We start from the raw sequence: 18,660 nt of genomic DNA, 5'->3' as shown, positions 1-18,660 counted from the left end.
TTGTAACACGTTTTTTATTCAATTGTCAGTATCCTAATTGTTTGAAAAATAAATAATAAAATTACTGGACTTGAAAGTCCGATAAAAATTAGTTTTCTATTCAAGCTATTCCAATTTTTCCAATGTTTTATTGTTCTTCCTATTACTGCAATTCCAAGTCCAAGTGATGTTAGAATTGCTGGAAGAAAGAATAAAAAGTTGAAACTAAAATTATGAGGTGCATAACCTTCTTTGATTCCAAGCAATGGTTCACGAAAATAGTTAATTAGCAGAGCAAAAACTAACAATGAAAAACTTGTCAACGCCATTCTTAAAGTCCATTTTAACTTCTTATTCATTTCTATCTTTAAGTCGTTTTAATAAATCCACTAAATGCTGTTCAGAGTGAGTTCTCATTGAAAATTCAAAATGCCAAAGTGCATCGTTTTTGCTTGTGTTATCCATTCTCCATTTTACAGCAAGTAAATCTTTGATGATGTCAGCTAAATCATCTAATTCGTCCCCAATTCCTATTTCAATATTTGGTTCCATTTTATTTGAATCTAAAACCATACTATACCAATCGAAGTTTGGAAAATTGGATTTAACATTTTCCTTTATTTCGTTGTAATTAAAATCAGGTTCTTCGTCATAATCCGTTTCGTCAAATTCAAATTCCACATTTAGAAATTCAGAGTAAATTCCGACCAACAGATTTTTTAAAACATCGGTTTTGTCGGTCAATTCCACTTTTGGATTGATTCCGAATTCCGTGATTTCGTCTATTAGTTTTCTTAATTTACTCAATGTTTCTTGCTTTGGTCAAATGTGTTACAACGGTCTCGGCTATGAGTAGTTGCGTGGTTTAGCACGAAACTTTGCAAGTACACACCAAGCTAAAAATCCGCGAGGATTTTCAGAAGTAAGCGAAAACAAGCAATTACTTATAGCCATTGTTGCCAGTAGTTATTTTTTAATTCGGATGATGAAATATTTCAATAAATTCTAAATCTTTTGACATATAACAATCGAGACTTCCAGATTGGAAATTGAATATCCGTCTGTTACAGAGTTTCTTTTCTCGTTTGTCTAATTTTACTAAAACATCTTCATTCGCTATTTCCTCAATATCATTTAAGTCAATATTCAGGACTTTGGCCACACATTTTTTAGCTTTTTCAATTTCCAGAAGAAATATTTCTTCACTTATGTTTGTTTCTATTGTTTTGTTACAATTCATTATGCTTTAAGTTCAATAGTTTTGTTCGAGTTATTTATTACCCAACTCTCAAATCTGTCCAAAAAGTTTTTACCCAATAATAAAGGACTGTCTTCATCTCCAACAGATATAATTATGTCTTTAACAGTAAAATTTCCAACCTTTAAGCTTTTAAGAACAAATCTTCGTTGAGAAATTATACTGCCATCCGCAATTCTATATAGTGCGTTACTTAAATAGTTTTCTTTCGTAACTGTACCGTTTCTAATTAATTGAGCCTCTAATTCACTTGAAATAGTTGTGTCAGATGCTCCCGAATCTAAAACAAACCCTTTTGAAATTCCACCAATCTTAACAGGTATTTCAAAAGTTCCATTCTGTTCTTTTAATTGGATTGTTCCACTATTTGAATTTTTAAAACTTACCTCTTTGGCTTTTGCAATTTGCGCAAAAGGGTCATCTTTATCTCTTTCTATTTTTAAGTCATTAAATAACGAGAATAAGTAATCGAAAGCTGTAAGTGCTTTTTTAGCATTATATTCCTGAACAACGTATAGACTAATTTCGTCCGAATAGCCAATTCTATAATCTTTTGTATATGTACTTGTTCTGTTGTTATATTTAAATCTCGTTACCTCAAAACAATTTTCGTTAATACATTTTAATTTCATCCATTTGTCTGAATATTCTACTTCGCTACTCAAGTCGCTTATGTGCACTGACTCGATTTTTTCAATAGTCTCTCCATTATGAACCCAATAAGCAGTCATTGAGAGAATTCCGCTGTCTTTGTCAAAAGTGTAGTCATTTCGAACAGTAATCCCTTTATCTCCGCTTACATAACCAATCCTGTTTGTGTATTTATTCTCAATTTCTTCGATGTAATCTAAAGTTTCATTAATTGATAATTTTTGAGCAAAAGTATAGCTGGTCAAAAAGATAAATATGAAGAATGTTCTTATTTTCATTAGATGTGGTTTTAATTACTGGCAACGGTCCAGTATATGAAAAGTAGCGCTGAAAAAGTGCGCTATCCATTCGGTTGAACTCGAGCCGAATTTTTAAATTTTTCTATTTATCTTTCTTTTTCCAAATAGCCAAATTTAAAAATTTGGCGACCTCTAAAAAGTGCCCGAACCTTTGTGTTTGCAAATGCTCGCGCTATTTTTTATATACATTGTTGTAAACAGTTATATCCTCATCAGTTCGTCAATTGTTTTCTGTCTAATATTACTGTAAACTCCACGAATATTATCCTCAAATATAAATACATTTAAGTCATAATCCTTTTTGCCAAATAGATGTTTACTGCTCATTTTGACTGTTGCATAACTTTTGTTGTTTATGAATTGGGAAAGTAAATCTTCCAATCTTACAATTGACTGATTGAATAACATACGATATTCATAAAACCCATCTTCTTTTTCTATCTCTTTTTTAATCATACTTGCTGTTATATCGATAAAAGAATATGGATTTGTCTCAAAACTATTTGGCGAAATAATGACTTTTTGAATTCTGTACTTGTGGTTTTCCGTTTCATCGTGTTTTATGCCTCGGATTTGTGCAGAACAAAATAATTCAAGTTGCTTGAGAGAATGTATTTTAGATATACTCAATAAATCAGTTAATATAACGGAAAGTTTTTCCTCATTTAAAGTAAGTCTTTTTAAAATTCCAGAAATTTTGTCCGTTAAAGATAAATCTAAATGTCCAGGAAGAGATTTAAACCAATCGTTAATCCTTATAACATCGATTCCATTGGCTTCGGTATTTGAAGTGCCATTACGATAATAGACCTTGCCAACTTCAAGTCCTTTCATTTTCACAACAGGCGTAATCGGCAATTCGTATTTATTGATAGGAAACTCCAGAATTCCAATTTTTTTTAAATTATAATTAACTTCATAGTACTCGAAAAAAGGTCTTGGGAAGACTTTATCTTTAACTTTTTCTTGAAGAATTGACTCGTCTAAAGAATTTGATAATCCAATAACATCAAGTGATTTATCTTCTTTTTCTTTAACTCCAAAAAATATAAATCCTTTTTCACTTCTTATTGTATTTGTAAAACTTATCACATCTTTCACAAATTTCGCCGTGTTTTTTAAATCTTTGTCGTTCGAGAAATCATACAATTCTTGTTTGAAATCAAGTGTCGATGATTCAGGTTTTTCAAGTATTAAAGTTATTTCCTCATTTGAAATCATTTACTATGTTCAATGGTTTGTGATAATTGTTTACAACGGATTATGTATATGGTTTGTTGCGGGTTTTAATCACCTAATTTAGCAGAAACAAACGGAATAGAAAATCCGCGAGGATTTTCGTAAGTAAGCGAGAACTCTAGCAATAAATTATATACGGTGTTGGCAACTGCTATTTTTCCACACGTTTTGTTTTTCCGCTGTTTTATATAGTTTTTTTAGTTGTTTTTCAATTTCACGATATGCTTTGCGGTATTGTTTGTCGGTCCAAATAGCACCTAAACAATTCACATCTTTATCAATCATTATCAAATTCAGAGTTTGTATCGGTTTTTCAATTTTTATTTTGTCCGTTGTCAGTCCAATCATTTGAAATTCGAGAGTATCATTTTCCGTTACGTTTATTTCATAACGTCCATTTTGGTCAGATATAGATTCCGTTCCGCTATTCAGATTCGTGATTTTTACTCCGAATAGACAATTCAGTTTTTCGTCTACTATTTTTCCGTTCAAGTTAGTTCCAGTTTGAGCAAAAGTCAAATTAGAAATTCCAATTAATATTATGAGCAGTATTTTTTTCATAGTTGTTGCCAACGGTATTGTATATGGTTTGTTGCGTGGTTTAGCACGTAATTTAGCAAATAAAAACCTAATAGAAAATCCGCGAGGATTTTCGTAAGTAGGCTAGAACTAGCAATAAATTATATACGGTGTTGTAAAACGTTTTTTAATTCAGTTATAATTTATATTGCAATTGATAAAGTTCGTATTTCTCCGAATTAAAATCTATGTCAACGCTAAATTCATTATTCTGTTTATCTCTAATAATAGCAGCAGAAATATGCATTAATTCCTTGTCTTTTATTTCCGTTATTTTAAACCCAAAAAGTCTAAATTCAAGTATATTTCCAAATTGGGGTTCAACTTCTTTTAAGCGAGAAATCAGTTCGTCTTTGTCAAAAGGAACAAGTTCGTTATTAAGCATATTTTTTAATTCATCAAACTGTTTTTCTTTTAAAAGATTTACAGTTTTTTCAGCTACTTTGATTCTTTTTTCGGCTTTTTCAAGAAGAGAAATGGGAAAGTCAAATTCTTGTTTTTTATTTTCTTTAGAAATCAAAACAACTTTAATTTCATCATAATTTTTCTTTTCCGCTTTTAGGTTTTTATAGAATCTATAAGCAATATTTGAAGAAGGAAGATAAGCTTTGTCTAATCGTTTGTCAATTGCATCGCTTTGACTCATTTCTATTTCGAAGTACTTTTTTGTTCCATCACTTGTTGAAGCAGAAGCACCAATAGAATATTCTGCACGTCCACCATAGAAGTCTAAAATTTCCTGAATTCCATTGTTTTCATTGTCTGAAATGCTAACTAAATGTGATAATATTCCTGTTTTTTCTTCTCCTTCTCGTTTTTTTCCGCAAGATGTTATTAAAAAGGCACAAATTATGAGGCTTAAAATTCTGTTCATAGATTTTTCTTAAATGTTTTACAACGGTCTCGTGTATGAGCAGTAGCGGATTTTATATGACTACTTTTCAGGCTACAATATACTCTAATAAAAAGAAAAAACGGTTCAAGTTTACACTCAAACCGCTATTGCTTATACACAATGTTCTCTGCTGGCTTTTTTAATATTTTATCGGGTTCTCTTAACTGATAACTTCTGCCTTGAAGCCCTTGCTTTGAACAATTTTTATCACTTCATCTTCGGATATTCCTTTGGAACTCACGGTAAGGATTTTGTCGCTGTTGTCCGTATCAACATCCCAATGACAAACCCCTGCGGCATTGTCAAAGTCTGATTGTACTTTGGATACGCAACCTCCACAATTGAGGTTTGTTTTGAATTTCAGTTCTTTATTTTCCATTGTTTTAAAAATTTTATTTGTTATTTAATAATGCAAATTTTGTTACTATTCCATTCTTTATTGTTGTACAATTTTGGAAATGATTTGTAAGATTTACTATATTACTTTTTTCCATTTCAATCGCAAACTATTACTTACAACACTTACGCTACTCATTGCCATAGCTGCTCCTGCAATCATTGGATTGAGTAAAAAACCATTAATTGGGTATAAAATTCCTGCTGCAATCGGAATACCAATCAGGTTATAAATAAATGCCCAAAACAAGTTTTGTTTAATAGTTGCCACCGTTTGCTTGGATAGTTTGACGGCTTGTGGTATTTTGGTTAAGTCGGATGAAATGATGGTCATTTTAGCTACGTCCATTGCAATGTCTGAACCTTTGCCCATAGCGATACTTACATCTGCAGTTGCCAAAGCTGTACTGTCATTAATGCCGTCACCAACCATTGCTACTGTTTTGCCTTCCTCTTGCAGTTCTTTTACAAAATCGGCTTTGTGCTGTGGCAATACTTCGGCTTTGTAATGTTTAATGCCTGTTTGCTCGGCAATGGCTCTTGCTGTGGCTTCGTTATCGCCTGTGAGCATATACAAATCAATGCCCATATCCTGCATTTCTTTAATCGCCTGTGCAGATGTTTTTTTTATTTTATCGGAAATAGCAATTACCGAAAGGGCTTGTTTACTGTCGGAAAACCAAATAACGGTTTTGGATAACTTACTCCATTCATTTGCTTGCTGTTGCAATTCTTCGGGAATACTGATGTTGTTTTCAAACAATAACTTTTTGTTTCCTACAAAATAGGTTTCGTTATTCTGGTCGGCTTTTGCACCTTTTCCTGTGATGCTGTCGAAATTAGTAAGAGAAGTTGAGTTCACTTTATCTAAATATTTCACTACGGCTTCCGCCAATGGATGTTCGGATTGTTTTTCTATACTGAATAAAATGTATTTTTTGCTGTCATCATTATTCAACCATTGAATGCCTGTAACTTGTGGACGACCTTCTGTAATTGTTCCTGTTTTGTCTAAAATGATGGCATTAACCTTTTTGGCTAACTCCAAACTTTCAGCATCTTTAATTAAAGTACCTTGCTCCGCACCTTTGCCAACGCCTACCATTATGGCTGTTGGTGTAGCCAATCCCAAAGCACACGGACAAGCAATTACCAAGACTGTAACGGCTGCTAATAATCCTTGAACTATGGCATTATCCCCTCCAAAAATCATCCAAACAATGAAGGAAAGTAATGCAATGCCCATTACCACAGGCACAAAAATTCCTGCTACTTTATCCACCAATTTTTGAACTGGTGCTTTGCTCCCTTGTGCATCTTGCACCATTTTGATGATTTGGGCAAGCATTGTTTCCTTACCGACTTTTACAGCTTTAAATTGGAAACCACCTTTTTGGTTTATCGTTCCTGCAAATACTTTTTCGTTTTCCTTTTTTAATATGGGAACAGGCTCTCCGCTCAACATACTTTCGTCCACATACGAACTGCCCGAAATGACCATTCCATCCACAGCAATTTTTTCACCGGGTTTTACTAAAATGACATCATCAACTTTTACATTTTCAATAGCTGTCTGTTTTTCTGTGTTGTCTGCTTGAATGACAATAACCGTTTTTGGTTGTAAGCCCATCAGTTTTTTAATGGCAGAAGATGTATTGCCTTTGGCTTTTTCTTCCAATAATTTTCCCAACAATATAAAGGCGATAATGACGGCTGCGGCTTCAAAATAAACGTGAGCGTGTAATCCTCTTTGATGCCAAAAACCTGCAAACAACATATTGAACACACTAAAAATATATGCAATGCCTGTACTCAATGCTACTAAGGTATCCATATTGGCTTTGCGGTGTTTGGCTTGTTTCCACGCATTTATAAAAAAATCTCTTCCCAACCACAATACAACAGGTGTTGAAAATGCCCACATAATTTCATTACCGTAAGGCATATCCATAAAGAACATACCTATTATAACTACTGGCAAAGAAAGAATGACCGCCCATAAGGTTTTATTTTTGAGTTGTTTAAACTTCTTTTCGTGGATGACCTCAAGGCTTTCCTGCTGTTTGGATTCGTCTTCAATTAATAAATCATATCCTACACCTTGGACCGCTTTTCGTATCTTTTCGGCATTGGTTACGTTGGATAGAAATTCAACGATAAGATTTCCTGTAGCATAATTTACAGAAGCACTCACCACTCCCTCTTGATGTGTTACGATACTTTCTGCACTACTCGCACAAGAAGCACAGGTCATTCCCAAAACAGGGAAAGTCTGCGTAACTGTATTTTGATTTGTTGTTGCCATATTTCGACTGTTTTAAATTACAATACAAAGTTGGCAACAATGGATAGGTTTTTTATTGTGGAATTTTGGAAATGATTTGTAAGATTTACTTACACTTCGTCCAAAGGCTTTCTTCTATCTTCACGTATGTTTTTAAAATGGCTGGGCGAGAGCCCTGTTACTTTTTTGAACTGATTGCTGAGATAGGCAACACTCGAATAATTGAGGCGAAATGCAATTTCACTCAAAGACAATTCATCATAAACTAATAGCTCCTTTACCTTTTCTATCTTTTGAGCAATAAAATATTTTTCAATGGTAGTACCTTCTACTTCAGAGAACAGGTTGGATAGGTAGTTGTAATCGTGAAAGAGTTTACTGCTTAACACATCTGAAAGATTGGTTTTCGTTCCATTATCCTGATGATGTACCAAGTCAATGATTATTGTTTTAATTTGCTCAATCAGGCGACTTTTTTTGTCATCAATCATTTCAAAGCCTAATGACACCAACGCTTTACTAAATTTTTCTTTTTCTTGTGCTGTGAGGTCTTTTTCAAGTGTTACTTCTCCCAATTGTACATCAATTGGCTCAATTCCTGAATTATTCAATTCATTTCTCACCGCCATAACACAACGGTTGCAAACCATATTTTTTATAAAGAGTGTCGTCATATTTTTTTCGAATACTTCAATTTTTTCACCAATGTTTTTTTAGCTTGCAGAGAACGGTCTAGTATATGAAACGTAGCGTGTAAAAAGACACTAACGTTTCGGATTATACACGAGCCGAATTTTTATTTTTTATGTTTAATTTTTACTTTTTTTAAATATACAAAAATAAAAATTTGGCGGACTTAACAAGAAAGCAAAAACCTCTCGGAAAGCCTTTAATAGCTATGTTTTATATACATTGTTACCTGGCTGGCGTTTTTCCGCAAACTTGCTAGCGTTGGCAAAGACATACTCTTTTACAGTTTTGGTGTAGCGTGGCTGGTGCGACTGGAAATGTGTATGGCTTTCAGCGTTGGCAATTCCACTATACCATTAAATCATAACTTTCACTTGGTGGAAATAGCAATTCAATCCCTTTTGGTTTTATTTTAAAAAGCGGACCTTTTTCGACAACTTTTCCTTTCGAGTTTCGCTTTATTAAATGGTCAAGTGTTATAATGCCTTGTTCAATTAACAAATCAAATTGAGAAGTGATTGGCTTTTTAGTATGTTCTACCAACTTATATTGAAAATGCTCTCGGTCATTTATTCTGGTACTTTCCGCTTCTACCCAAAAGGTTTCTTTATGTTTTGACTTTAGGCGATTATGAAGTTTGTCTAACGTCCAAACTACAAAATCGCCAACCTCTGGTTTATCAGAGTTTTCAATCAGTTGTTTGATGTCGTTATCAATTCTTAAATTCAAACCTTGCGAGTTTCTCGTAATTGCTGAAACCGTGCAATAAAGTTTAAAAGCATCATCACGTTCATATCCAAAATTGTCAAGAATTTCTGCTGAACTTTTAAACTTACTTAATTTCCAATCAGGAACTTGTGCGAAAAGATTTTTACGATTTGTTCTGCTGTTTCTAAATGATTTAAGTTCAATTCCTTTATAGTCTGGTTGTTTGGATGAGTTAATATCAATTCCGAGCGCAGTCTCAAGTGTCCTGCCTACAGAAGTATCCGCATCAACCATTGAAGGAATTGGACCTGCATTTGCAATTTTTCTCAACATTGCTAAAAGTTCAAAAGCAACTTCATTCTCTGTCGTACTGATTGCATTGATTAACTCTTGAAATGGATTTAGAATTGAAGAATATATTAATTCCTTGATATCCAATTTTGTCAAATTAAAAACTTGAAAATTATCGTTGTAGAAAGTGATACCAATAATATCATTTGGTTCAGCCACTTTTGTTAATCCATAAAACCAAATTCTTGGGTCTCCTTTTTTAGTTGAAGGACGATATAATGATGCTTTTGATTTTATAATCTTAAAACCAGTATGAATGATTGTTGGAATCATTACTTTGCTTTCTGTACCTTGATTCTGCAATTCATAATCGTGAATGTTCTCACTTTTCAAATAACTACGAACAGAACCAGTCGCATCCATAATGGATTTTTTAAGCCCGGTTTCGGTCGGTTCAATTAAGGTAAGAGAAACTTGGTTTTTGGTCAGTAATTTTATTTTTTCTTGTTCTTCGTCTGTAAGTTTTCTCACTTGATATTTTTTAATATTTCACTTGCTACTGCTCTAGCTAATAAAGGCGGAACAGCATTTCCGACTAAAGTGTATTGTGGTACTTCTGTTTTTCTATTATTTCCACCTGTTGAGCGTTTCCCTTGAAATACAAAAGAGTCGTCAAAGGATTGTAAACGTGCCATTTCTCTTACGGTTAATGACCTTGGCGAATTATAATGAATATAATCATCTGCAATGGTCATTATCGTAGAACTTTGTTCGTCTGGTTTTAATACATTATAGTTTCGTTTGTTTGTCGAAAGACCTAATTTTTCTAATTCTGGCTGTGCTTTTTTGTAATCTCCATTTTTTAAGATAACTCCAAGTCTTTCAATAACAGTTTCATTTTGATTACTTGTTTTATGATTGTTGAGTATATCGAAATACTTTTCTCCATTTTCAAGAGCTTCAGTATTTCTTACATAGAAAGGTTTTGTTTGTGGTTTAAAACGCTCAATTAACCTACCTTTTCTTGACCATTCTGCAAAAGATTTTCCACCTTTAGAAATTGGCTTTCCATCAATTTTTCTTTTTTTTAATAGTTTAGCCATTTTCTTTGCAGTTCCATTGTATTGAGAAGAAATATCAACTAATTCGTATCGGTGAGCTTCTTGGTTGTTCCCGATAAAATCTAAATCGTACAATGCTTCGAATATGGTAACCTTTTCTTCTTCAGAAACGGTTGCGGGTATTTCGGAAATAAATTTTTGGTCTTTACGACAACCAATGAAAAGCACTCTTTCTCTATTTTGCGGAACACCATAATTTGAAGCGTTAGCAACAAAAGGTTTTTCTATTTTGTAAAGTCTAATGCTTTCAAGAATAGTTTCCAATTCCTTTGTCTGTGATTTATTGCAATGCGATTTCAATATCTCAATAGATTCATCAAAAGAAGTTGTGTAGATTTTTAAAGCAGTAATAATGTCATCACAATCTTTTTTATAAGTATTTGGAACCTTTAAAATTTTGAAAGCATTTTCGATTTTCGAAATAACATTTTCTGAACTGATTTCTGTGAGGAAATCTGTGAAAGCATTTGCGAAATTGTCGCTATCAATATTGCAAAAATCTTTTTCCTTTATAATATCACGTTTTAGTTTTTCCCATTCTTTTGCTCTCGCTAAAAGATTAAAACCGTGGCGAATAGTGTTTATATTTTCGTCCGTTTTACTGGTTTTGTAATCTGCAATTTTTGGGGTTAGTTTTCTAAATCTATTTTCTACAAAATTGATAAAATCAGCTTTTCCACTTTCTTTATCTTTTTCAAGTAGTTTTTCTAGTTCTACTCGTTTTATGATACTATCAAAAAGAAACGAATTAGATTCTTTTCGTATTTTTTTAATGAATGAGATAAGTAATGGAATTTCTTTTGTGTCGACAATAGAGTTTATCTCCTTGATGATTAGTTCTTTTATTTTTCCTTTTTCTTTTGTCAAAATGCCTTTTACATTTTCCATAACAAAGTATTTTGGTTGTAAAACCTTTATTACTTCTAGATAATGAGAGAATAAATCATCTTTTTTGTCGAATTTTTTTCTTTTACCTGCAAGACTGAAACTTTGACAAGGTGGTCCACCACAAACAACATCTATTTTTCGTCCATTTATTTTTTCCAGTAAATTGTCTAAAAAGTCAGGTTCTGTAATATCTTGTTTAAGAAATTCAGCGTCTAAACCTAATTGGTGATTGTAACGAACAACGTGAGTTAATTCGCAATTTTCGTTGATATCGTTGGCAACAACAAAATCGAAAAATTTATTGTTATGTTCAGCTTGTAAAAAACCCTCGCTAAAGCCACCAGCTCCAGCAAATAAATCAACAAAAGTGAACGGTTTTCCGTAAAGCGAAACTTGTTCTTTTACAATGTTTACATTACTGTTTTCTTTGTAGTTTTCTATGTGTTCATTTAAAAGGCTTTTAACTTCGTCTTGGATAAAAGTTTTTTTGTTGGAATGGTGAAGAAGTTCGTCAGCTCTTTCTCTTAAAAAATCCAAGTAATGGTTTATTTCGTGAGATTCTGTAGTTAAACCAATCGCTTTTTGTTTGGATTTGTCAAATTTTTTAGGTTCTATTTTTTGACCTGTCGAAACCTTAACTTGATTTCCGTTACAGTTTATTCGCAGATGTATTGGTGCAAACCCTTTTTTGTCAGGCTTGTCTAAATAAAAATTAATTGTTGCCATAATTATTCACGGACGTTTTTGCGTACACGGACAAATTTACGGACATTTTTTATAATTCCTAATTTAATTCTACTTTTTGTTCGGATTGTTCGTTGGAAAAAGGCAAGCTCTTTTTATTTTGTGAGGCACGAGCAAAATAAAATGTGCTTGACTGTGCGGCTGGCTTTCGCTTGCAGGTAACGGTTGTGTATAAGAACAGTAGGGCAGATTTGCACGCTATCCATTCGGTTGAACACAAGCCGAATTTTTAAATTTTTCTTATTATTTTTCTTTGTCAATAAGCCAAATTTAAAAATTTGGCGACTTCTCAAATGTGCCCGAACCATTCGGTTTTGCTACAATTGCTCTATTGTTTTTATACGATGTTGTAAACAGTTTTATCCGTCCCAAATGTCAAATTTTATAACTTTGTTTTGGTTATCAAATTCAAAGTACAAGGTTCCAGTATTAATTCCAAAACCAGACATTCCTAAATGATAATAAAACTCCTTATCAGTTTTGATTTGTGGCTCGCCCAACAAGATAATTAATTCTTGTTTTGTCTTGCCATTCAACTTATGATTTTCACGCAAGCTTTCTATCATATTCCACCGCGTAGATAATTCCGTTTCACTTTCCGTCCAATTTTTCCATTTTTCAGAGCTAAACTCTAATGCGTCTTTATCTTTTGTTAGAAAATATCCTACTGAAATAATCGAAACCAAAATTAAAATGAAAAAGAATATTTTTTTAAGCATTGACGATTGAATAATAAATCATAGGTAACAAAATTGAAAATAGTATCATCATTGGTATCCAAATTAAGCTTGGTACTAATGTCCACAGCCATTTTTCTGTTTTGGACAATTCGCTAAACCAAATAAATATTATTCCAATTAAGAAAAATATCCACCCAAAAAATATTCCATAAAGAATGGTTGAAATTATCACTCCAACTATCATCAATATTTTTCCAACCAAAGTTGGTCCATTATCTTCTTTTGATATTATTTTCGAAAGTTTATTTCTCAAATTGTTTACAACTAGTTTATATGCGGAACTTAGTTCCGCATAGCTTTTGATTTAGGTCGGATAAGCGGAAGTTTTCGATATAATGAGTTCCGCTTATCTGCAAGTAAATATATATAAATCTAAAGTTCATCAAACGGATTTCTAATGTTTTGTAAACTTTTACTACTTACGTGAGTATAGATCATTGTGGTTTTAGGACTATTATGCCCTAACAATTCTTGTATGTACCTTAAATCTGTGCCAGACTCTAATAAATGTGTAGCAAAACTATGCCTAAGGGTATGTAAAGTAACACCTATCCTTGTAATTCCTGCATCTCTTAATGCTCGTTTTAAGACCTTTTGTGCACTTGATGACGTATAGGCGCCGCCATTCTGCCCTTCAAATAAATATGTTTTAGGTTTATATTTTTTGTAATACATTCTAAGTAGTGTAAGAAAACTCTCAGATAATAGTGTGTACCTGTCCTTATTTCCTTTTGCTTGTTCAATGCGTATAAGCATCCGTTTACTGTCTATTGCTTCTGGTGTAAGTTGCAATGCTTCTCCAATACGTAATCCTGCAGAATATAATAATGCAAGTAAAGCCTTATGCTTTAAATTGTTTATAACGTTAAACAATTGAGAGATTTCTTCCTTACTTAAAACAACAGGTAATTTTTGTGGCTTTTTAGGCCTAACCAAAGTGTCCAGAACTAAAGGTTTCCCTAAAAATGAAACAAATTTTTTAATGCCATTAATACATTGGTTTTGATAAGCAACACCAAATCCATTTCCTATAATGTAATCATAATTAAACCGCTGTACCCAAATATTAGTGATCTCATCAGCTTGTTTCAATGAAAGATACCTTAAAAATATTCTAGTAACTTCAGTATAAATGTCAATTGTATTCTGTGCAAGTCGTTTTTCTGACATCCATCTGCTAAAGTTTTGTAGTGTCTTTGTATGAGACGAAGAAAGCTTCGGAAGATCTTTAAGTTTATACGAAGTTGTCTCTAATTCAAGCTCTTTATTAATATCCTCGCTCAGTGTGATTTTAATATTAACTATAGTGTTTAAAAATGATAGAAGATCTTTTAAGGTTATACTATCCTTAAAGGCGTAATAAGTTTTAAATGTAGTACTGTAAAATATGAGGCGATGATTCTTAATCGCATTATTAAGTACAGTATTATAAGAAAACCGAAAAGCATAACATTCTTTGCTACGATGCTTAATACTATATATAAGAAGAGATGATGCCAATGGCTATAATTAAATAAATAAAAAATAGGGGCAACTAGGTAAACTTACAAAGGTTACAGCTATTATAAAAATTTAAATAAAAGTTATGGTATTAACTTTTATTTTAACAATGGATTTAGAGAAAAATCCTAATATATATTAAAATATTAGTAAACATACATATGCTTTTTATATTTGAGTTGAATAATTATTAACTATAAAATTATAGATATGGATAAGAAAGAAATTTCCAATTCAATACAAGAAATAATTGAAAATAATAATGATTCATATAAAGGCTATAAACAAGTTGCAGATAAAGCTAATGACAGTCAATTAAGGTCATTTTTTATCCAACAGGCTGCTGAGCGTAAAGAGTTTGCAGGTAAATTATTAAACCAATTAAAAATTTACAACCCAGACCATAACGATAATGCTTCTGGAAGTGCTGTAGGGTCTTTGCATAGAACTTGGATTAACGTGAAAACTGCACTCTCACAAGATAATGATGAGGCGTTGTTAGAAGAATGTCTTCGTGGCGATAAAGCAAGTATCGAAGACTACGAAGAGTTTTTAAATAACAACAAAGAGATTCCTGATAATTTAAGAAGTACAATTACACAACAAGTTCAAGATATTAAAAACACTTTAGAGAGTGTTTCTAGATTAGAGGACGTACATTAAATATATTAATGGAAGCAGCTTTAGGCATCGTCGCAGGTATTTTAACAATGTGTGGTATAGTACCTCAAATTGTTAAAGCATATAAGTCAAAACAGGTTGATGATGTCTCAAGAGGCATGTTAATGATAATTATGTCAGGAGTCGGACTCTGGACTGTTTATGGAATCCTCAAAGATGATATTCCAATAATAATAACTAACGCATTAGCTTTTCTATTAAATGGCTATATGCTTTTATTAACCTATAAACTAAAAAAATAATATTATGAGTAATGGAAATGACAGAAATGTAAAAAATGAAAAAGGACATAGCACTCCTAGAGATAGTAAAAATATGCATAGTGAAGAAGACAACTCAACTAGTGATGGTCTTAAAATATCTAACGAAGAAGAGTAGTTACTACATTAAATAAAAAAAATCCTCAGAATTAATGTTCTGAGGATTTTTTTATTGCTAAAAATTAAATGCTTTCAGAGATTATAAACACTATTTTAAAAAAAAAGATAGTTATATAAAACTTGTCACCTATAATATCACATAAAATTAAAAACCCTCGAAAAACTTAGAGTTTCGAGGGTTTTTGGTGGAGTCGGGGAGATTCGAACTCCCGTCCAAACAAGCAATTCAACAGCTTTCTACATGTGTAGTCTTAATTTAATTTTCGTGCACCAGCCGGCTTAAGACCACCAACTGCTACCTTATTCTCAATTAAAGTTCACTTTGGCATCAAGACCCTGCCAAAACTATGTTTACTTTTTCGGTGCCTCTAGTGAGAACGCCGTAAACCAAGGCCTTCTCGAGACATCTTGGTCACGTGTCTAACACGTGATTAAGTTAATCCTACTGTAATTCGGATTATGCAGCCAAGGCGTAGTTATTCTCGCCGTTTAAAAAAGTGTGAATCATGAGATTTACGAGCTGTGTCCCAGCGCTCGACATGCTTACTATTCAATTAGACCTGCTGTCAAAACCAGTCGACCCCAAGTTTGTATTGAAAATTTTGCTTTCAAAGAACATATTTCACATCAAACAATATACAGTTAGTTTGGTATAATAAAGATGTGGGCGTTACCCTAAATCGGGTCGGGCTTTCAGTGTTACACGGTAACAGCTTCAATCCCTAACGCTAAGACTCATACATTACAAAGCCTTAAAATAAATCTAAAGCAAAGGTAGAATAATTATAATACCTTTGCACCTTCAAAAATGCAAAAGGTATGCCAATACCTTGTTATTTTTTAAGACCGACAAAACTACAGTATTCTATGAGTAACATAACCTTCGCTTTAATAAAAGAACGTAAAAATCCGCCAGACCGTCGTGTGGTATTTTCACCATCTAAATTAAAAGATGCATCTAAAGCATTTAATGATGCTAATTTTATAGTAGAGGCCTCTAATATAAGGATATTTAAAGATCAAGCATACGTAGATGAAGGTTTCACAGTTACTGAAAATGTTTCAGAGGCTAATGTCTTTCTTGGAGTTAAGGAAGTGCCTGTAAGTGCTCTTATACCAAACAAAAAGTATTTTTTCTTCAGTCATACCATTAAGGAACAACCATATAACAGAGCATTGTTACGTGCTATTTTAGATAAAAAAATAGAGCTTTATGATCATGAAACAATTGTAAAGGAAAATGGAGGAAGACTTATAGGTTTTGGTCGCTATGCTGGTTTGGTTGGAGCTTATAATGGCTTTAGAGCTTTAGGCTTAAGAGATACACTGTTTAGTTTGCCAAAAGCAGAAGGTCTTACAGATCTTAATGCTATGAAAACCGAACTGGATAAGATTACTCTTCCTAATATTAAAATAGTACTTTCTGGAACAGGTAAAGTGGCTTTAGGAGCTAAAGAGATTTTAGATCATCTCAAAATTAAGCAGGTTAATGTAAAAGATTACTTAACTACTAATTATGACGAGCCTGTATACACAATGATCGATGTGTTAGACTATAATACGCGTATAGATGGAAAAGAAGGTAACCGTTATGAGTTTTATAATGATCCTACGCCTTATAAATCTAACTTTATGCGTTTTGCGAAAGTGAGCAATATGTTTATTGCTGGTCACTTTTATGGTAACGATGCACCTTTTCTCTTTACTAGAAAAGACGCTAAACACCCAGAATTTAATATAGATTTAGTGTCAGATATTTCTTGTGATGTAGATGGTCCTGTAGCATCAACACTTAGGGCATCTACTATTGCAGATCCTTTTTATGGCTATAATCCAGAAACAGAACAAGAGGTTCCTTTTAATGAAAAAGATGCAATAACAGTAATGGCTGTAGATAATTTACCTTGTGAACTTCCTAAGGATGCCAGTGAAGGTTTTGGTGAAATGTTTTTAAAACATGTTATTCCAGCATTTTTTAACGGTGATAAGGATGGAGTTTTGCAAAGAGCGCGAATGACAACTAGTAAAGGCACGCTAACAGATAGATTTAAATATCTGCAAGATTTTGTGAACGGTAATTAATATTAAGACATTCAACGCGTTAAAAAATTGCATTTAACTTAACATTATACTTTTTTACCTATTTTTATCGGTAAAAGACAGTATTTATATGTTAAGACAATTACCCTTTGCTATTTTAAGATGTATTTTTCTATGTGTTATACTAGTAATAACTGCTTGTTCAGAAGATGATGGTTATGAAGAACCACCTACTACTGTAAATCCTACAGATGATGATCCAGTAGATGATGGTAATACTGGTGGAGAGAATGAGACATTGGTGGTTTTTAATCCAGCAGAAGTTCCTTATCAAAATCTATCTGACTATAATTTCTTTCAAGGAGACATTTCAAATTTAATTCCTCAGGACGATGTTCTGCCTTACGACTTACAGTCACCACTGTTTTCAGATTATGCTAAGAAAAAACGATTTATCTGGATGCCATCTGGCGTTTCAGCTTCATATACTTCAGATGCGTCTCTTCTAGACTTTCCAAATGGCACAGTGCTTATTAAGAATTTTTATTACATAAACGTACAGCCATCAAACACTACAAAAATTATTGAGACTCGTGTTATGTATAAACTCAACAATACTTGGGAGTTTGCAGAATACATTTGGAATGAAGATCAAACCAATGCCGTACTAGATATGGATGGCAGTTTTACAGATATAACTTGGGTTAACGATGGTAATGAAACTCAAACAATAAACTATCGCATACCTTCTGAAGGCGAATGCTTTACGTGTCATAAAAAAAATGACCAACCAATTCCTATTGGTCTTAAGCCTCAAAACATTAATAAGATATTTGCCTATACCGATGGTGAAATGAACCAATTGGAGAAATTTCAATTTCAAGGATATTTAGATAGTTACCCTTCAACTATACAAACTGTAGTAAAGTGGGATGATACATCTGCAGATATTACAGAGCGCGTAAGAGCATATATAGATATTAATTGTGCGCACTGCCATGCAGAAGGTAGCCATTGTGATTATAGGCCAATGCGCTTTGCGTATAATGAAACTGCAATAGCCGAAAATTTAGGAATTTGTGTAACACCTGATGAAAATATTGGAGACCAGTTTACACATATAATTGCATCGGGAAATGCAGCAAGATCGGTACTGTATGAAAGAATAAGCAGTACAGATGAAGCTGTACGAATGCCACTTTTAGGCAGAACTGTAAATCACGAAGAAGGTGCCGCGTTAATACAGGAATGGATAAACAGCCTAGAGCCATCCTGCAACTAAGGAAACTAAACTAAA

18 protein-coding genes and 1 other RNA gene are annotated in these 18,660 nt (G+C 32.9%); 5 read left to right on the top strand and 14 right to left on the bottom strand.

The window, feature by feature from the left end:
• Positions 1–14 precede the first annotated feature (14 nt).
• The 13 genes from CA2559_RS00320 to CA2559_RS00250 all read right to left on the bottom strand — a co-directional run bounded on the left by CA2559_RS00320 (position 15) and on the right by CA2559_RS00250 (position 14,262).
• A complete protein-coding gene (locus CA2559_RS00320; RefSeq protein ID WP_013185832.1) occupies positions 15–338 on the bottom strand; it encodes a hypothetical protein in 324 nt (107 codons plus the stop codon).
• Entirely contained in the window at positions 331–786 is a 456-nt protein-coding gene (locus CA2559_RS00315; RefSeq protein WP_013185831.1) for a DUF5063 domain-containing protein, read from the bottom strand. The genes CA2559_RS00320 and CA2559_RS00315 overlap by 8 nt, the downstream gene beginning before the upstream one ends.
• A 432-nt stretch (positions 787–1,218) precedes the next feature.
• Positions 1,219–2,166 carry a retropepsin-like aspartic protease family protein gene (locus CA2559_RS00305; protein ID WP_083798846.1) on the bottom strand — a complete coding sequence of 316 codons (948 nt, stop codon included), beginning with the start codon at positions 2,164–2,166 and terminating at the stop codon, positions 1,219–1,221.
• 222 nt (positions 2,167–2,388) lie between these two features.
• A complete protein-coding gene (locus CA2559_RS00300) occupies positions 2,389–3,408 on the bottom strand; it encodes an AlbA family DNA-binding domain-containing protein (RefSeq protein ID WP_013185828.1) in 1,020 nt (339 codons plus the stop codon).
• 147 nt (positions 3,409–3,555) lie between these two features.
• Positions 3,556–3,987 (bottom strand): carboxypeptidase-like regulatory domain-containing protein, encoded by a 432-nt coding sequence (locus CA2559_RS00295; protein WP_013185827.1) that lies wholly within the window; start codon positions 3,985–3,987, stop codon positions 3,556–3,558.
• Positions 3,988–4,141: 154 nt separating this feature from the next.
• Complete coding sequence (locus CA2559_RS00290) at positions 4,142–4,879, bottom strand: C-type lectin-like domain-containing protein (protein ID WP_013185825.1); 738 nt, start codon at positions 4,877–4,879, stop codon at positions 4,142–4,144.
• Between the two features lie 181 nt (positions 4,880–5,060).
• On the bottom strand, positions 5,061–5,279 hold the full coding sequence (locus CA2559_RS00285; RefSeq protein ID WP_013185824.1) for a heavy-metal-associated domain-containing protein: 219 nt from the start codon (positions 5,277–5,279) through the stop codon (positions 5,061–5,063).
• A 96-nt stretch (positions 5,280–5,375) separates the two neighbouring features.
• On the bottom strand, positions 5,376–7,601 hold the full coding sequence (locus CA2559_RS00280) for a heavy metal translocating P-type ATPase (protein WP_013185823.1): 2,226 nt from the start codon (positions 7,599–7,601) through the stop codon (positions 5,376–5,378).
• 89 nt (positions 7,602–7,690) lie between these two features.
• Positions 7,691–8,254 (bottom strand): AraC family transcriptional regulator, encoded by a 564-nt coding sequence (locus tag CA2559_RS00275; protein ID WP_013185822.1) that lies wholly within the window; start codon positions 8,252–8,254, stop codon positions 7,691–7,693.
• 364 nt (positions 8,255–8,618) lie between these two features.
• Positions 8,619–9,800, bottom strand: a complete 1,182-nt coding sequence (locus CA2559_RS00270; protein WP_013185821.1) for an MvaI/BcnI restriction endonuclease family protein — start codon at positions 9,798–9,800, stop codon at positions 8,619–8,621.
• Positions 9,797–12,004, bottom strand: a complete 2,208-nt coding sequence (locus CA2559_RS00265; protein WP_013185820.1) for a DNA cytosine methyltransferase — start codon at positions 12,002–12,004, stop codon at positions 9,797–9,799. Before CA2559_RS00265 ends, CA2559_RS00270 begins: the two co-directional genes overlap by 4 nt.
• A 377-nt stretch (positions 12,005–12,381) precedes the next feature.
• Positions 12,382–12,741, bottom strand: coding sequence for a hypothetical protein (locus CA2559_RS00260; RefSeq protein ID WP_013185819.1), 360 nt, complete (start codon positions 12,739–12,741; stop codon positions 12,382–12,384).
• Positions 12,742–13,134: 393 nt separating this feature from the next.
• Complete coding sequence (locus CA2559_RS00250) at positions 13,135–14,262, bottom strand: tyrosine-type recombinase/integrase (RefSeq protein ID WP_041240836.1); 1,128 nt, start codon at positions 14,260–14,262, stop codon at positions 13,135–13,137.
• 210 nt (positions 14,263–14,472) lie between these two features.
• Between CA2559_RS00250 and CA2559_RS00245 the strand changes: the two genes are divergently transcribed.
• Genes CA2559_RS00245 through CA2559_RS13965 form a run of 3 tightly spaced genes read left to right on the top strand, consistent with a single transcriptional unit; the run spans position 14,473 to position 15,321 of the window.
• On the top strand, positions 14,473–14,925 hold the full coding sequence (locus tag CA2559_RS00245) for a ferritin-like domain-containing protein (RefSeq protein ID WP_013185816.1): 453 nt from the start codon (positions 14,473–14,475) through the stop codon (positions 14,923–14,925).
• Between the two features lie 8 nt (positions 14,926–14,933).
• On the top strand, positions 14,934–15,185 hold the full coding sequence (locus CA2559_RS00240) for a SemiSWEET family sugar transporter (protein WP_013185815.1): 252 nt from the start codon (positions 14,934–14,936) through the stop codon (positions 15,183–15,185).
• A gap of 4 nt (positions 15,186–15,189) precedes the next feature.
• Positions 15,190–15,321, top strand: a complete 132-nt coding sequence (locus CA2559_RS13965; RefSeq protein ID WP_013185814.1) for a hypothetical protein — start codon at positions 15,190–15,192, stop codon at positions 15,319–15,321.
• A 185-nt stretch (positions 15,322–15,506) separates the two neighbouring features.
• Here CA2559_RS13965 and ssrA read toward each other — a convergent pair.
• Positions 15,507–15,907, bottom strand: a transfer-messenger RNA (tmRNA) gene (ssrA, locus tag CA2559_RS13635).
• Between the two features lie 292 nt (positions 15,908–16,199).
• Here ssrA and CA2559_RS00235 point away from each other — a divergent pair.
• Both CA2559_RS00235 and CA2559_RS00230 read left to right on the top strand, forming a co-directional pair.
• Positions 16,200–17,405 (top strand): NAD(P)-dependent oxidoreductase, encoded by a 1,206-nt coding sequence (locus tag CA2559_RS00235; RefSeq protein ID WP_041241048.1) that lies wholly within the window; start codon positions 16,200–16,202, stop codon positions 17,403–17,405.
• An 88-nt stretch (positions 17,406–17,493) separates the two neighbouring features.
• Positions 17,494–18,645: a hypothetical protein gene (locus tag CA2559_RS00230; protein WP_013185812.1), complete on the top strand. Its 1,152-nt coding sequence runs from the start codon at positions 17,494–17,496 to the stop codon at positions 18,643–18,645.
• Positions 18,646–18,660 lie beyond the last annotated feature (15 nt).

This window comes from Croceibacter atlanticus HTCC2559, assembly GCF_000196315.1.
GTDB classification, from domain to species: domain Bacteria; phylum Bacteroidota; class Bacteroidia; order Flavobacteriales; family Flavobacteriaceae; genus Croceibacter; species Croceibacter atlanticus.
The sequence above is the reverse complement of the archived record's forward strand: the minus strand, read 5'-3'. Positions and strand labels throughout refer to the sequence as shown.

Bases quoted from the DNA above. Each gene is read 5' to 3' on its own strand.
- CA2559_RS00320 (WP_013185832.1), bottom strand. From the start codon at position 338: ATGAATAAGAAGTTAAAATGGACTTTAAGAATGGCGTTGACAAGTTTT.
- CA2559_RS00305 (WP_083798846.1), bottom strand. From the start codon at position 2,166: ATGAAAATAAGAACATTCTTCATATTTATCTTTTTGACCAGCTATACT.
- CA2559_RS00300 (WP_013185828.1), bottom strand. From the start codon at position 3,408: ATGATTTCAAATGAGGAAATAACTTTAATACTTGAAAAACCTGAATCA.
- CA2559_RS00295 (WP_013185827.1), bottom strand. From the start codon at position 3,987: ATGAAAAAAATACTGCTCATAATATTAATTGGAATTTCTAATTTGACT.
- CA2559_RS00290 (WP_013185825.1), bottom strand. From the start codon at position 4,879: ATGAACAGAATTTTAAGCCTCATAATTTGTGCCTTTTTAATAACATCT.
- CA2559_RS00285 (WP_013185824.1), bottom strand. From the start codon at position 5,279: ATGGAAAATAAAGAACTGAAATTCAAAACAAACCTCAATTGTGGAGGT.
- CA2559_RS00280 (WP_013185823.1), bottom strand. From the start codon at position 7,601: ATGGCAACAACAAATCAAAATACAGTTACGCAGACTTTCCCTGTTTTG.
- CA2559_RS00275 (WP_013185822.1), bottom strand. From the start codon at position 8,254: ATGACGACACTCTTTATAAAAAATATGGTTTGCAACCGTTGTGTTATG.
- CA2559_RS00265 (WP_013185820.1), bottom strand. From the start codon at position 12,004: ATGGCAACAATTAATTTTTATTTAGACAAGCCTGACAAAAAAGGGTTT.
- CA2559_RS00260 (WP_013185819.1), bottom strand. From the start codon at position 12,741: ATGCTTAAAAAAATATTCTTTTTCATTTTAATTTTGGTTTCGATTATT.
- CA2559_RS00245 (WP_013185816.1), top strand. From the start codon at position 14,473: ATGGATAAGAAAGAAATTTCCAATTCAATACAAGAAATAATTGAAAAT.
- CA2559_RS00240 (WP_013185815.1), top strand. From the start codon at position 14,934: ATGGAAGCAGCTTTAGGCATCGTCGCAGGTATTTTAACAATGTGTGGT.
- CA2559_RS13965 (WP_013185814.1), top strand. From the start codon at position 15,190: ATGAGTAATGGAAATGACAGAAATGTAAAAAATGAAAAAGGACATAGC.
- CA2559_RS00230 (WP_013185812.1), top strand. From the start codon at position 17,494: ATGTTAAGACAATTACCCTTTGCTATTTTAAGATGTATTTTTCTATGT.